Genomic DNA, 14,984 nt, shown 5'->3' on the forward strand with positions numbered 1-14,984 from the left:
CCTGACGTCTGTTCCGTGCCTCAAGCTATCACCCCTCAAAACAAGTGGGACTGGAAACTTTTGTTTCCAGTCCCACTATCGGGGTTCAGTTCATGAACGACTCTCCCTTTTATCATGTTTTATCATTTTTTATCACGTTTTATCATTGGAGGCAATGGGGGGAGTGCAAGTTCGAGAAGTGCCCCATCTATTTCACCCCGGCCACAACCTCGGAGGCTCGTAAGGGCGGGTTTCAGGCCGCCCAGAGCCCTCGGAACTTCCATACCCGATCCCGGTTCCCGTAGGGGCGGACTTCAGCCCGCCCGCAGCTGCTCGCGCACGAGGTCGCAGAACAGGCGGGCGGCCGGGGTGAGCCAGTGGGTTTTGCGGTGGCCGAGGTAGATGGGGAAGGTGCGCTCGCCGAAGGGGTCGGGAATCTCGACGAAGGTTCCGCGCGCCAGCTCGTCGGCGACGGCGAAGCGGGGGAAGACGGAAAAGCCCATGCCCATGGCAACGAGGCGCTTGATGGCCTGGGAACTCCAGAGTTCCATCGTCTCAGCGAGTATTACGCCGCGCGCGTCCAGGGTTTGCTCGAGGGCGATGCGGAACACGTTGTCGGGCTCGTCGATGATGAAGGGGAGTTCCGCCCGCTGCCCCGCGGACTGGAAATCGGGGAGGGATACGCCCGGCGCGGCCACGAGGGTCGTGCGAATCTGCCCCGCCTCTTCGATGGAGAAATCCTCGGGCTGCCAGTCGAAGGCGTAGGTGAGCCCCAGATCGCAGGAGCCATCGCGCAGGTTCTCGGACACCTGGGCGCAGGTGCGGTCGCGCAGGCGCAGCGCCACGCCCGGGGCGCGCTCGCGAAACGCGGCGATCACCTCGTCGAGCGCATAGCACAGAAGCGTCTCGGCCAGATCCACCCGCAGCGTGCCCTGCAACGCCGTCTCCTCTGTGCCGAGGGCGGCCAGGCGGTCGGCGGCGGCGATGATCTCAGCGGCCTGGGCGAGCGCCTCGGCTCCTTTCTGCGTGAGCACCATGCGGCGCCCGATGCGCTCGAACAGCGGCAATCCCAAGTCGCGTTCGAGCTGCTTGATGTGCACCGTCACCGTCGATTGGGTGTAGCCGAGCCGGTCGGCGGCCTTGGCGTAGGTGCCGCAGGCCACGACGGCTTGGAAGGTGCGCAGGCACTTGATATCCACGATGATCCTCCTCTTCGGTGCGCTTTGCGGGCGGGGTGGCCTCGCCGCGCGCAGGTTCTAGCATATGCAATATTGATTGATTTAGTCAAACATATTCTTCTCAATCATTCATTATACAAATGCGTTGTGGCGTCCTATGCTAGAGCCAGCGGAAACGACGGAAGGAGAGCGCCCATGGAGGCAACGGGAATGACGATGGCGGCCACCTTGGCAGGGCTGGCGTTCTACTGTTTCGTGCAGGGCATCACCCCGGGACCCGCGAACCTCTGCTCGTTGGCGACGACGCTGCGCTACGGCCGGACGCTTGCGCTGCGCCAGTGGTACGGGCTCATCGCGGGCTTCTACGCGGTGTCGTTCGCCTCGGTGCTGGTCGTGTGGACCGTAGGCCAGGTGGCGTCGGGCCTGATGGGGTGGCTCACCGCGGCGGGCGCGGCCTACGTGCTCTGGCTCGCCTGGACCATGGTGGCGCCTCGCCGGGAGGGGCACGCGCTGTACGAGGCGAAGCCCACGGTGGCCTCGGGCTTCCTCCTGCAGATCACCAACGTGAAGATACTGGTGCTGTGCCTGACGGCGCTGTGCTCCTACGTGCTTCCCTTGAGCGACCATCCGCTGGCATTGGTAGCCGCGGGGCTGGCGATGCCCCTCATCGGCGTCGGCTGCAATCTGGCTTGGATCTACGCGGGCGAGCTTCTGCGGTCGTTCTACGAGCGGCATCGCCGCCGTGTAGACGGGGCGATGGCCGCCTCGCTCGCACTGTGCGCCGCGACCATGGTGGCGCCCCTGCTCGGAAGCTAGCGCACGACGGCAGCGGGTGCGAAACGAGTTGTAGGGCTTCTTTTGGCTTAGAAATCACGGTTTTGTTACCAGAAGCTACGCGAATAGGCCGCCGGGTAATACAGATGCGGCCGTTTTCCCAGGTGGCGTATTACGCCAGGGACGATTTCGTGCTTGTGCGGTAACAAAACCGTCGATTCCAAGCCAAAATACGCGAAATTGCGTTCAGAAAGGAAACAGGTGCCGAGGGACGGCCGCTTTCGGGGGAGCGGCTCCGTATGATGGGGGAGTTTCCTATTCGCCGGGCAGAGGGCCCGGATGCGTGAAAGGACTTCCCCATGAGACTGCAGGGTAAAGTGATAGTTGTGACGGCGGCCACGCGCGGAATCGGTGCGGCTATTGTGAGGGCGTGCGCGGAAGAGGGGGCGATCGTCTACATCGGCGCCCGCAACATGGAGCGCGCCCAGGCCGAGGCCGACGAGATGACGGCGGCCGGCCTTGCGGTGAAGTGCGTGTACAACGACGCGGGCAAGCCCGATAGCTACCAGTCGATGATCGACACGGTGGTGGCCGCCGAGGGGCGCATCGACGGGCTTGTGAACAATTTCGGTGGCACAAACCCCGCCGAGGACAAGGACCTGCTGAGCACCTCCTACGAGCATTTCCTCGCCGGGGTGGACGCGAATGTGGGCAGCGTGTTCCTCGGCTGCCAGGCGGCCGCGCGCGAGATGGCGAAGACCGGCGGCGGCTCCATTGTGAACATCAGCTCCATCGCCGGCAGCGTGCCCGACATCAGCCAAATCGCCTACGGCACCTCCAAGGCGGCCATCAACCACATGACGAAGTCCATGGCGGTGCAGCTGGCCAAGTCGAACATTCGCGTGAACGCCGTGGCCCCCGGCATGACCGCCACCGATGCCGTGGCCGACAACCTCTCCGAGGAGTTCAAGCAGTTCTTCCTGCGCCACATTCCGCTCGGGCGCATGGCCGATCCGGCCCACATCGCCGCGGCGGTGGTGTACTTCCTCGGTGACGAGAGCGCTGCCACCACCGGCCAGCTCATCGAAGTGGCCGGCGGCTTCGGCCTGGCCACGCCCATCTTCGCCGACGCCATGGACGCCGCCGTGGCGCGGTAGGGGACAGAATCCTTTGTCGTCATTATCGAATGCATCGTGTCACGTTACATGTCACGTTATCGCAAAGGAGGTGGGAGATGATAAGGGCGTTCGCCGATGCCGACACGAGAGAGCTGTTCGAGACGGGGCGGAGCAAGAGCCTTCTCGCCGATATTGTTCGTAGAGCGCTTCGGAAGCTGGAGTATGTGGACAATGCGGTTCTCGTGACCGATCTTCGCCTTCCGCCGGGAAACCGATTGCATACTCTGAAAGGTGCCTTCGCATAGGACGTCTGTTCGGCACCACACTACAGTTCTGGATGAACATGCAGCAGAAAGAGGACATCTGGGATTCCATGGCGTTGCACGAAGATGAGGTAATGGCCATCGAGTCTATTGAGATAGCCGTTATCGCATGGTGCGGTGGGGACTCACAAGGAACGTTCCCCGGTGTCCTCCGGCGACATAATGTGACGGCCGTTGGGGGAACAAAGGGCTGGCGATGATTGCTGAGGCCTGGTTGGGTTTGTGAAAGAAAGCAAAGCATCCGGATGAGGCGCGAGGGCCTCATCCGGATGCAAGGGGAGGACGTTTGGCTTAGCGTAGGCTAGGAGAAATCGCCGGCCAGATAGCGGGCGACGTGGCGGCCGAAAGTCAATGTGCGACCGCAGGCGTTAGCGGCAAGAAGCTCAGGATACGTGTTGGCGTACATGGAGCCCGAACAGTCGCCCACGGCGAACAATCCATCAATCGGACGGCTCTGCTCGTCGAGAACGCGCATATGCTCATCAATACGCAGCCCCTGCAAGGTGGCAAGGAGGGATCCGCCGAACCACGCGCCATAGAAAGGCCCGGTTCGCAGCTCGGAGAGGCGATAGGCCTCTTTGCCAAACTCGTCATCGCGCTGATTATCATAAGCGGTGTTGTAGGTGTCGACTTGCGCGAGGAACGTCTCCTTGTCAGCCCCTTCGAAGCCCAGCAAGTCGGCCAGTTCGTCAAGGGTGTCAGCTTTTTTAATTGGGGTAGTGTCAGCATGCATCATTTGTTCTATGGCTTCCAGCCATTCGTCAACCGTCTCGAAGTTCACCATCCACATGCCGCCTGTAGAGCAGCCGATGGTGGCAAAGCGCTTAACATCCTTGGGCGCGTTGGCGTCCCATACCATGCACCAGACTCCGCCTTCGTGACCTGCAGCCGAAAATACAACGTTGTCGTACGGCGTCGACTCGTTGATGAAGCGTCGGCCGCGTCGATCAACTTTCATGAAGGGCTGGGAGCCAATGCCATTTTGCCCGATTTGGCCGGAGAACATTGCAGTATCGGAGTCGTCGGTATAGCCTGCATCTACGCCTGGCTCCACCATCCCGCGATTGAAGATTGCCGGTGCGGGCTCGGAATCAAACTGTGCGCCAACTTGCATGGCGATGCGAATTCCTTCTCCGGTTGTACTGGGCGAGAAGGCATTGCCGGTAATGCATTTTCCAAGAATCGGGTTGAGCTCACGTGTCATTGCGGCATTGGCTGCATAGCCTCCCGTCGCCAATACCACACCGAGAGAAGCGTTTACGCGAACGTATCCTTCAGGCGTCTCGAAGATGGCGCCCGTGACGGGTCCGTCCTCGACGCGATCGAGCTTAACGAGCTTGTGCTCAAACGTCACTTGATGTCCCGCCTCATTGAGATGTTCCTCAAGCCATACGTTGCGAGACCAGTCCACGGGCAGATCGATGCTTCCCGCTTTTTCAAGAGAAATGCCCGGCTCGATGGATTCATCGGCCACATACACATGAGAAATGGGGGGAATGTAGTAATCGGTGCCGCCATCGCCGTGGTTCTCGTGAAGGCACAAGGTCGCCTTAAGTCCTTTTTTGGCCGCGATGCCGTCGAGCCACTGTTTCATTTCAGCTGACTCGTCGATCCATACTTTAGTGACACGGGGGTCGTTTTTGAAGTCTGCGTAACGGCTCATCTCGTTAAGGAGTTTCAGGGGATCGATATCGACCCCAGCTGCCTTTGTGCAATCAGAGTTGACAACGCCAAAGAAGCCACGGGCGGCTTCAACAGCTGCATTCTTCTCGCAAAGGATAAAGTCAAGACCGAGGTCGACGCAAGATGCCGCGCAGGCCATGCCGCCATTGCCTGCGCCAACGATAAGCACATCCGTTTCCAGGGTGTTGACGATGTCGGCGTCGTCGATTTGAGGCGCCTCGCCAACCCAATTAGTGTTCTTTGGTTCTTCCGCGATGCTCGTTTCCGCGAGAGTTGTGCTCGGCTGCGGCGCGCAACCGACCAATGCGGCTCCGGACGCAAAGGCCGTCAGGGCGCCTAAGCCAAGAAAGCTTCGGCGGGAAAGAGCGGTGGCGCTTGTGGTTGTCATGGGATCCTCCTCGGTTTTTATTCGCCTTCGTTCGAGGCTTTTGGGTTTGCCAGCCGTCGTGGCGTGTTTGAGTATCGTTGGTCGAAAGGGGCTTGAAAAGACATATACCCAGGTGAATAACGGGTGATTCTGCTTCTACAAGCCATCACCCGTTTTGTCACCAACTGCTGAAACGCCTGATGTGAATCGCGATTGCAGATGCCTGCTATAATCGAGCGATTCAACGAGAGGGGTAGATGATGAAATCTGAGAGACGGGAATGGCACTGCGGCCTCTTCTTTGCTGGTCTCATCTTGACGATACCAGCGCTTTTCAGCCTTCTTCCGGCCTCTGCGTCCTCTGGTTGGGGAATTTCTCACATTCACGCTGCATTGCTGGGCGGAACAACGGCTCTTTTGACGGCAGCTTTAGCGTCGGCGTACGGGCGAGAAATATGCTTGCAAAAAAGATTTGCCTGGCTCGCTTATGGTCTTCTATCAGGCGGCATGGTTATTCTTGCGTTAGAGCCGATTGGCATCGGGGTTGATCCGTGGGTCTCTATTGCGGCAGGGTTTGTCCTAGGGGCGGGAAAGGCTTGGGCCTTTTTGCTCTGGGCCCGCCTGTTCTCTTGGTTGCCCTTAGCAAGCATGCTCGCTCACTCCTCCGCCGCATGTCTTTTTGCGGGCGTTTTGGCGTGGTTGGTAATGGGTCTGCGTGCAGAATGGGTTATTGCTGTTGCCGTTGCTGTTCCCTTTATTTTGGCAACCGCCTATGCGTATAGCTGCTCCGTTCTCTCGTTCGATTCTTCTCGGAAGGAATATGACGTAAAGTTTCAAAAAGTCGGCCGTTTGCCTTGGAGGCCGATTATCATTATGGCTCTTGTGGGTTTCGTTGCGGCCTTGGGCCCTATTGCGACTTTTGGAATAACCGTGACACTGGAGGAGGTGGCGCTATTGCCAATGGGGGCTCTCACGTTGGGCTTCCTAATTTGGGTAAAAGCGTTCCGCTCAGAATATCTGCTCAAAGCCGCTTTTGCTGTATATGGCGTTGGCTTTCTTTTGCCGCTCGTGCACAGCGAATGGTCTATCTTGGCTGGTTTTATCGTGTCTATGTCCTATTGGGGAATGGCACTATTCGTCTTCTGGTTTCTCTGCAATGATGTTCGAGAAAAGAAGTCGCCGACCGGTTGGACCTTTGGCGTTAGTTTTGCTTTGCTCGATATTATGCAGCTTGTTGGTTATGTATTACCCCAGATGGGGCTGGTGGTGCCGTCTGCGAACGAGGGCGGGGCGCTCGGCGTGTTCACGATTGCCGCGATTGCCTTGGCTGTTGCAGGCGCCGCTTTGTGGGCAACAGAGCACGTCGGGCAAGGTCATTGGTCCCGACAGTTCGTTGGCTCCAATGTCACCGAAGCTTCGCATTCTGCAAGGCCTGGCGAGAGTGAACTCGCTTTTAGGTGTAGGATGTCTGGACAAGCCCGCGGGCTCACTTTTCGCGAAGAGGAAATACTTGTTCTGTTGCTGGAGCGCAATACGATAAATCAAATAGCGCACCAGCTGTTTCTGAGCGGCAACACCGTGAAGACTCACGTGAAGCATATTTACGGAAAGATGGGCGTTCACAACCGCGACGAATTGCGAACCGCCGTCCTCGGCTCTTAAGGAAACAGCATCACCTTACCAGTTCGTCGTCTGGCTTCCCCAAGACTTTCTCAGCCATTTTCGACCGCTGCCGAAAATATGGTGCACTCTGGGCATGCTCTGGCATGGACTGCGCTCTCGGCCTATAATGAGTCAATTACTGAAATCCAGGGCACCGAGTGGAAGAAGGAGCGCAGCCGTGGCCTACTATTTCGATGAACCGTCCCGTACCTTCAACGAGTATCTGTTGGTCCCGGGCCACACCCCGGTTGATTGCGTGCCGGCTGCGGTCAGCCTGAAAACGCCGCTGGTGAAGTACCGCAAGGGCGAGGAAGACTGCCCCATGGAGCTGTCTGTGCCCATGGTGTCCGCCATCATGGCCGCCGTGTCCGACGACAAGATGGCCGTGGCCTTGGCCACCGAGGGCGGTCTGTCGTTCATCTACGGCAACCAGTCCATTGAAGACGAGGCCGCCATGGTGGCCCGCGTGAAGGACTACAAGGCCGGTTTTGTCACCTCGGATGCGAACCTGTCGCCGGACATGACCCTGGAGCAGGTGGTGAACCTGAAGGACGAGCTCGGCCATTCCACCATGCCCGTCACCGAGGGCGGCACGCCCCACGGCAAGCTCTTGGGCATTGTTACCGAGCGCGACTACCGCCTGTCCCGCATGTCGCTGGACGAGAAGGTGGCCGATTTCATGACCCCTCGCGAGAAGCTCGTGGTGGCTCCCGACGGCACCTCGCTCAAGGAAGCCAACGACATCATCTGGGATCACAAGCTGAACTCGCTGCCCATCGTGGACGGCGACGATCACCTGGTGGCGCTCGTGTTCCGCAAGGACTACGACTCCCACAAGTCCAACCCCGACGAGCTGCTCGATTCCCACAAGCGCTACATGGTGGGCGCGGGCATCAACTCCCGCGACTACGCCGAGCGCATTCCGGCCCTCGTGGAGGCCGGTGCCGACGTGCTGTGCATCGACAGCTCCGAGGGCTACTCCGACTGGCAGAAGCTGACCATCGAATGGGTGCGCGAGCACTACGGCGACACGGTTAAGATCGGCGCGGGCAACGTGGTGGACGCCGAGGGCTTCCGCTTCCTCGCCGACGCGGGTGCCGACTTCATCAAGATCGGCATCGGCGGCGGCTCCATCTGCATCACCCGCGAGACCAAGGGCATCGGCCGCGGCCAGGCCACGGCTACCATCGAGGTGGCCCGCGCCCGTGACGAGTACTTCCGCGAGACCGGCGTGTACGTCCCCATCTGCTCCGACGGCGGCATCGTGTACGACCACCACATCTCGCTCGCCCTGGCCATGGGCGCCGACTTCGTCATGCTCGGCCGCTACTTCGCCCGCTTCGACGAGAGCCCCTCGGCTAAGGTCATGGTGAACGGCACCTACATGAAGGAGTACTGGGGCGAGGGTTCCGCCCGTGCCCGCAACTGGCAGCGCTATGACCTGGGCGGCAAGAAGAAGGGCCTGTCCTTCGAAGAGGGCGTCGATTCCTATGTGCCCTACGCCGGCAGTTTGAAGGACAACATGGCCGTGACCCTGCTGAAGCTGAAGAGCACCATGTGCAACTGCGGCGCGCTCACCATCCCCGAGTTCCAGGACAAGGCGAAGCTCACGCTGGTATCCGCCACCTCCATTGTGGAAGGCGGCGCCCACGACGTGCTGCTGAAGGACAAGGCCCCCTACGCGAGCAATACCCGCTAGGCGGCGCAACAGAGTCGAATGCGAAGGGCGGCCTGCGGGTCGCCCTTCTTTGTTGCGCCGGGGGCTTTCGGAGGGCGAAAATGCCGAAAAGAGGCTGGTTGTGTCCTTAATTACAAGAAAATGACACGCCCTCTTTTCATCATATTGACCGATGCTATACTGCCAATTTAATGGATTAGAGTGTCAATTTCTGTCGAGAGGCGAAGGAACATGGGAGATATGACGATCGGCATAGCACTTTTTGTGCTGATCATCGTTATAGGTCTGGTCATCGGCCTGCGCCTCAGCTCGACGAGCCCGCAGCGTCACGCCGTGCTGGTCGCATTCGGGTCGATGGCGGTGATCGCGGGTCTGTTCTATGCTTTTGCCATGAACGCCTCCCAGCTGTGGACGGCGCCAGTGTTCGCCATTGCCTGCATCGTAGTTCCCATTGGGGCCTACACGCTGATGATGCGCCGCGCCCAACCGGAGAAGAAGGTGGTGTCCCGCCGTGCGTCCAACGAGGCGCCGAAGCCCATTCGCTCCGACCGTGCTGCTCGCGCCGGCTCGATTCTGGACGGGGCGGTGATGCCCGTGGCCCCCAACCATCCGGTGAACGAGTACCTGTCGCTGCAGCCCGATGAGGACATCGAGCTGGCGGAGGAGATGGACGAGGCCGCTGAAGCCGAGGAAGCGGCCGAGCCCCGGGATATCGAGGCCGAACTTGTGACCGAGTTCAGCAGCGATGTGACGGCCAAGATCGGCGGCGATATTCTGGCTGACGAGGACGAGTTCGAACTGTCCGAGGACATGGACGCCGCGGCGGCCGAGGGGTCGCCGACTCCGGCGACCGCGTCCGATGCTGGCGACGGGGCCGAGCCCGCGTCCGATGCCGATGGCGGGGCCGAGGCCGAGGCGCCCTCGACGGCCACCGAAGCGCTCATTGAGGAATACCTGGTGGAAGAGAACGAGGACGAGGGCGGTTTGTTCGAGCCTGAGGCTGCGCCCTCGCTGCAGCCGAAGAAGGAAGCGGCACCCGTCACGTCCACCATGATGGTGACTATTCCCTTCTCGGAAGGCGACGAGCGCTTCCTTGTGGTGTCCGAGAGCACGTCGGTTCCCAACCCCATTCTGGCCTACAAGCGCACCACGTCGTCGCACCTGGTGCCGTTGGGCTCTTCCGGCAAGCGCGGATCGCACGTCAAGACGCCGCGCCACGCCGGTTCTGAGATGGTAGCCGAAGAGCGCCGCCCCGAGCCTGTGGAAAAGCCCGTGTTCGAGCAGACGTCCATCCCGCTGGACGAGTCTGTCGCAACGGAGAGGCCCGCGGCTCCGAAGCCGGCTGCTCGCGCCGTCGAGCCTGCAGCGCAGCCCGCCCCGAAGCCCGAGATAAAATCCGAGTCCGTGGTCGCCGCAGCCGTCGCCGCCGCCCCCACGGCCGCGCCGAAGCCGGCGCCGGTGGCGTCGCGCCCCGAGCCTGCGGCCCCGACGGCTCCCGCGCCTGCTGCTGCCTCCAAGCCCGAACCGGCCCCCGCGGCCCCCGCGGCCCCCGCGGCTCCGCAGGCCGCTCCCGTTCCGGTGCCGAAGCCTGCTCCGACGCCGGTCGCCCCGCAGCCGTCTCCCGAGCCCGAAGCGACTCCCGCACCCGCCCCTGCCTCCAAGCCCGTGCCCGTCGTGTCCGAAGAGCGCTTCCAGGAATTCCTCGACAAGGCCCAGGGCCTGCGCGATCGCGGCCTGTACCCCATGGCTGCACGCATCTACGCCACGGCTGCCGAGTCGGCGCCCACCGGCGACGCCCGGCGCCGCGCCCGCTTCGAAGAGATCTCCTGCTACGTGAAGGCTGGCCAGAACGACCAGGCTCGCGCGCTGGCTGCCCAGCTGCGCGCTTCCAGCGTGCTGACGCGCGTGGAGCGCATCAAGCTGGATGCCATCGAGAGAATGGTGGGGTAGGGCCATGGCCACCCGTCGCCGCCCATCCCATCAGCCTACCCCGCGCACTGCGGGCCGCTCGGTTGCCGAGCGTCCGGCAGGGCCGCGGCGTCTGCATATGCCGGCGACCTCGCCTATCGTGCTGCCCATCGTGGCGGTCTGCTCCATCGCCATGTCGGCCTGCATGGCCTTCGGCCATCCCGTACTGTGGTCCGGTAATGCCATTCCCGAGGTGAACGATCATCCCGTGCAGGAACCGGTGCCCCAGCCGACCCCGGAAGAGCAGCCCGACCCTGTCGATCCCGATGCGCCCCAGCAGGTGATCATCGGCGAGTACGAGGCTATCTCCCAGAGCAGCGACCCCGGCCGCCGCGAGAACATTCGCTTGGCCGCCGAGGCCATCGATGGCACGGTCATCGAGCCGGGCGAGGAGTTCTCCTTCAACGACATCGTGGGCAACACCTCGGCCGAGCGCGGCTACCAGATCGCGGCCATCATCAGCAACGGGGATGTGGCCGAGGGCTACGGCGGCGGCATCTGCCAGGTGTCCACGGCGCTCTATATCGCCGCGGTGAAGGCCGACCTGGAAATCACTGAGCGCCACCCCCATTCGGTGCCCTCGGACTACGCCCCTATCGGTCTGGACGCCACCATCGTCTACGACCACTTCGACCTGCGTATCAAGAACAACACGGCCCACGCGCTGACCATCCACATGGAGGCCCTCGGTCAAACGGTGAAAGCCTCTATCACCGGCGACCCGCTGCCCGAGGGACGGTCGGTGGATGCCACATCCCACATCATCAGCCAGTACGAGCGCGAGGACAACCAGGGCCGCATGCGCCAGTACTACGTCACCGAGTCGTTCCGCGTGTTCTACGAGTACGGCCAGCGCACCACGCGCGACTTGCTGTCCAGCGACATCTACATCATCCACGAGGATTCCGAAGTGGTTTTGGCTGAAGGCAGCGTCGAACCGAGCAAATAATGCGGGAAAGCCATGGGCGAGTCGTTGTTTTCGCTGGCGAAAGCTGACGTTTCGTTTACAATGGGCCTATATGCAAACTCGAGCACCGCCTGCGCCCAGACGGCCCGCTCCCTCCGAGAAAGAGATGCCATGGAAACTAATGAGTCCATTCTCGTTCGCGATGTTGTCGGCCTCGATGATCGTCGCGTTATCGGCAAGATGCGCGAGCTGCGCGTTGACTGCGACACCCTGGCCGTGAGCCACTATGTGGTGGCCAGCGCCACCACCACCGCGCCGCTGGTGCTTCCCTTCGGCCAGGCGCTGTCCGTGGGCGACACCTTCGTCACCATCCAGTCGCGCGAGAACTTCCTGCCCGCGTCTTCCACCGAGGCCCAGGCCCTTATCGCCGGCGGTTTCAAGCTGGTGGGCGTCGAGGCCTACAGCCGCACCGGCGACAAGCTGGGCGCCGTGGCTTCCTACGAGTTCGATCCGGTGTACGGCACCGTGACCAGCCTGAAGCTGGCCGACGGCACCGTATTCGCCGCCGACACTTTCGTGTTTTTCGCTCCCGAGTTCGTCTTCGTGGACAACGGCGCCAAGACCGCGGCCGAGCTGCGCGCCACCCCGGTGGTCGCCGAGGAGACGGTGGCCGAGGTCGCCGAGGTCCCCGCGACCGAGGAAACCGTGGCCGAGGCCGAGGAAGAGGCTGCCGAAGAAGCGGTTGAAGAGGCCGTCGAAGAGGCTATCGAGGAAGCTGCCGAGGCCGTGGCCGAGGCCGTGGCCGAGGCCGTGGCCGAGGAAGAGCTGGAGGCCCCCGAGCTGTCCGACGAGGACGCTCAGCTGGTAGAGCTGCTGGTGGGCGCGACTCTGGTCGACGACGTGACCAGCGAGGACGGTGCCTTCGCGCTGAAGAAGGACACGGTGCTCACCCGCGCCATGGTCTATGATGCCATCTCCCACGATGCGCTGCTGCTGCTCACCTTGGGCGCTGACATCTAAGCCGTCGCGAAGACGTTGCGCACAGGGGCGCGTCCAGTCGGGCGCGCCCCTTCTTTATGCCAGGCGGTCGACCAGTCCGCGGAAGAGCGTTTGCAGCTCGGTCTCGAAGATGCTGTTCGGTAATCGGATGAAGGAAATGTCGTGGGTGATGGGCGCGCCGGACAGCGGGATGATGCGCAGAGTGCCCTCGGCCACTTCGCGGCGCACGGCGGCCTCGTAGACAAAGGAGATGCCCAAATCGCCGGCGACGAATATCTTGATGATGTCGAGGCTTTCCACCACACCGGCGTCGGCGAAGGCGGCCGGCGTCAGGTTGCGCTTCGTGAGGGCGTGGATGAGCACGTCGCGGCTGCCCGACCCCGGTTCGCGCAGAATCAGCCGCTCGCCCAGCAGGTCTTCCAACGAGGTGGGCTCGGTGGCGAAGCGGTGATCGGCTGCGCAGATAGCCACGAGCCGCTCGGTGCGGAAGGTGTTGCTGGCGTAAGTGCTCTTGTCAAAGAGACCTTCCACGAAGGCACAGTCGATCTCGCCGGCGTTCATCAGCGTTAGCAGCTGCTGGGTGCCTCCCGAGCGCACCGTGACTTGGATATCGGGATGGTCGGCCAGGTATTTCGCGAGCGGGTGGGCCACCACGTATTCGCCGGCGGTCATGGTCATGCCGATGCGCAGCTGCAGTTGGGCGCCGTGGGCCACTTCCGCGATGCGCTCACGCAGCAGTTTGTCGTCGTGGGCCATGGTGGACAGGGCGTCGCGCAGCACGCGTCCGGCCCGGGTGAGCTCCAGCTTCTTGTGGCGGTAGGTGAACAGCTTCGCGCCGTACTCCTTCTCGAGGTAGGAGATGTGCTGCGATACGGCCGGCTGGGTCAGCATCAGCTCTTCGGCGGCACGCGTGTAGTTCAAAGTGCGGCATACCGTGAGGAAGGTCTTCACGCGGAAGTCTTGCATGGGCGCTCCTGCCGTTGTTTTCCGAGGTCGGAGGTTGAGTGTAGCAATAAATTTGCTTTATATCAGCATAAAAATAGATAAGTTTTCTTTTGGTAAGGAAGCGCGCATAATACCCCTACCGCGTTCCTGCGGGTCACTGCGAAACGATCCGGCGACTCGTGGTAGAACCCTCATAGGCAATCGAAAGGCAATGAATATGCGCGAACTGATCAAGAAAGTTCCCATCCCCACGGCGGGCGTCGCGCTCGGCTTGGCGGCTCTGGGCAACCTGCTGCAGCCCTACACCGAGATCGCCCACCTACTGTGCGGCGGCCTGTCGCTGTTTCTGGTGTCGCTGCTGGTGGCGAAGGTCGTCCTGTACCCCTCGATGATTCGCGACGATCTGCAGAACTCCATCTTCGCCAGCGTGTCGGCCACCTTCTTCATGACCCTCATGCAGCTGTCCGGCTATCTGGCGCCCGTGGCCATGGTGCCCGCCTTCGGGCTGTGGTGCGCGGCCATCGTGGGTCACTTCACCTTGATGGCGTGGTTCACGGCGCACTACATGCGCAATTTCAAGCTGACCGAGGTGTTCCCCACGTACTTCATCTGCTACGTGGGCATTATCGTGGCCTCGGTGACCTCGCCGGTGTTCCACATGGAGGCTTTCGGCAACGCCATCTTCTGGTTCGGCGCCATCTGCTTCGCGGCCCTGCTGGTTATGGTGACCGTGCGCTACATCAAGCACGAGATTCCCGAGCCGGCCCGTCCGCTGTTCTGCATCTTCGCGGCTCCCATGAGCCTTTCGCTGGTGGGCTACCTGGCCGTTACTCCGAATCCCAACGTGGTTGCGGTGGCCGTGCTGATGTGCCTGGGCCAGCTGTTGCTGCTGGGCGTGGCCACGCAGCTGCCGAAGTTCATCGCCCTGAAGTTCTATCCCAGCTACGCGGCTATGACCTTCCCCTTCGTTATCTCCGCCATGGCGCTTGGCAAGGGTATCCAGGCCCTGTACGCCGCCGGTGTGGCCATCCCCGCGCTGCCCATGGTGGAGGCGCTGATCGCCCTGGAAACCGTGTTCGCGGCCGTGATGGTGACCTACGTGTTCGTTCACTACATGAAGTTCTTCTTCGGCACGCCGAAGGGTGCCCGCGTGACGGCTCCCGTGGCGGAGGTCCCCGTGGTGCTCACCGCGGAGGCGGCCGAGTAGCCTTCGATCCCGGCCTTTGCATCGCCCATCCTCTTCCTCGGATTCAACCGATGGATCTCCCTCTCTCAGGCAGGACGCCCCGAAGCCAGCGGCTCGGGGCGTCCTGCCGTGGGGCGGGAGGCGGTCTTGCGGCCCGAAACCGACGGCCGCGGCCGCGGGGAGGGGCCGCGGCCGCTCGCTGATCGCAGCCGGGCTGG

At 61.9% G+C, this 14,984-nt stretch carries 12 protein-coding genes; 9 read left to right on the forward strand and 3 right to left on the reverse strand.

From position 1 onward, the window contains the following. Nucleotides 1-293 precede the first annotated feature (293 nt). Nucleotides 294-1,178: a LysR family transcriptional regulator gene (locus G503_RS0106745; protein WP_028026980.1), complete on the reverse strand. Its 885-nt coding sequence runs from the start codon at nt 1,176-1,178 to the stop codon at nt 294-296. A 174-nt stretch (nt 1,179-1,352) separates the two neighbouring features. On the opposite strand from G503_RS0106745, the gene G503_RS14150 reads away from it, so the two are divergent. The 3 genes from G503_RS14150 to G503_RS14155 all read left to right on the forward strand — a co-directional run bounded on the left by G503_RS14150 (nt 1,353) and on the right by G503_RS14155 (nt 3,354). Next, nucleotides 1,353-1,973, forward strand: a complete 621-nt coding sequence (locus tag G503_RS14150) for a LysE family translocator (protein WP_051191012.1) — start codon at nt 1,353-1,355, stop codon at nt 1,971-1,973. Between the two features lie 317 nt (nt 1,974-2,290). Next, nucleotides 2,291-3,088, forward strand: a complete 798-nt coding sequence (hdhA, locus tag G503_RS0106755; RefSeq protein ID WP_028026981.1) for a 7alpha-hydroxysteroid dehydrogenase — start codon at nt 2,291-2,293, stop codon at nt 3,086-3,088. 77 nt (nt 3,089-3,165) lie between these two features. Continuing rightward, entirely contained in the window at nt 3,166-3,354 is a 189-nt protein-coding gene (locus G503_RS14155; protein ID WP_051191013.1) for a type II toxin-antitoxin system RelE/ParE family toxin, read from the forward strand. A gap of 319 nt (nt 3,355-3,673) precedes the next feature. Here the strand turns inward: G503_RS14155 and G503_RS0106765 are convergent, their stop codons facing one another. Further along, nucleotides 3,674-5,443 carry an FAD-dependent oxidoreductase gene (locus G503_RS0106765; protein ID WP_028026982.1) on the reverse strand — a complete coding sequence of 590 codons (1,770 nt, stop codon included), beginning with the start codon at nt 5,441-5,443 and terminating at the stop codon, nt 3,674-3,676. Between the two features lie 236 nt (nt 5,444-5,679). On the opposite strand from G503_RS0106765, the gene G503_RS0106770 reads away from it, so the two are divergent. The 5 genes from G503_RS0106770 to G503_RS14170 all read left to right on the forward strand — a co-directional run bounded on the left by G503_RS0106770 (nt 5,680) and on the right by G503_RS14170 (nt 12,656). Then, on the forward strand, nt 5,680-7,083 hold the full coding sequence (locus tag G503_RS0106770; protein ID WP_084636361.1) for a response regulator transcription factor: 1,404 nt from the start codon (nt 5,680-5,682) through the stop codon (nt 7,081-7,083). 178 nt (nt 7,084-7,261) lie between these two features. Beyond that, the gene (locus G503_RS0106775; protein ID WP_028026984.1) at nt 7,262-8,782 is read left to right on the forward strand and encodes an IMP dehydrogenase; all 1,521 of its coding nucleotides are present in this window, start codon (nt 7,262-7,264) and stop codon (nt 8,780-8,782) included. 219 nt (nt 8,783-9,001) lie between these two features. Then, the gene (locus tag G503_RS16575; protein ID WP_028026985.1) at nt 9,002-10,711 is read left to right on the forward strand and encodes a hypothetical protein; all 1,710 of its coding nucleotides are present in this window, start codon (nt 9,002-9,004) and stop codon (nt 10,709-10,711) included. A 97-nt stretch (nt 10,712-10,808) separates the two neighbouring features. Continuing rightward, nucleotides 10,809-11,678, forward strand: coding sequence for a VanW family protein (locus tag G503_RS15615; protein WP_028026986.1), 870 nt, complete (start codon nt 10,809-10,811; stop codon nt 11,676-11,678). Nucleotides 11,679-11,807: 129 nt separating this feature from the next. Further along, nucleotides 11,808-12,656 (forward strand): hypothetical protein, encoded by an 849-nt coding sequence (locus G503_RS14170; protein ID WP_035022220.1) that lies wholly within the window; start codon nt 11,808-11,810, stop codon nt 12,654-12,656. Between the two features lie 54 nt (nt 12,657-12,710). On the opposite strand, the gene G503_RS0106795 is transcribed toward G503_RS14170, so the two are convergent. Next, the gene (locus G503_RS0106795; RefSeq protein ID WP_028026987.1) at nt 12,711-13,601 is read right to left on the reverse strand and encodes a LysR family transcriptional regulator; all 891 of its coding nucleotides are present in this window, start codon (nt 13,599-13,601) and stop codon (nt 12,711-12,713) included. A gap of 196 nt (nt 13,602-13,797) precedes the next feature. Between G503_RS0106795 and G503_RS14175 the strand changes: the two genes are divergently transcribed. After that, nucleotides 13,798-14,787 (forward strand): TDT family transporter, encoded by a 990-nt coding sequence (locus tag G503_RS14175; RefSeq protein ID WP_051191014.1) that lies wholly within the window; start codon nt 13,798-13,800, stop codon nt 14,785-14,787. Nucleotides 14,788-14,984 lie beyond the last annotated feature (197 nt).

Source organism: Adlercreutzia mucosicola DSM 19490 (assembly GCF_000422625.1).
GTDB lineage: Bacteria > Actinomycetota > Coriobacteriia > Coriobacteriales > Eggerthellaceae > Adlercreutzia > Adlercreutzia mucosicola.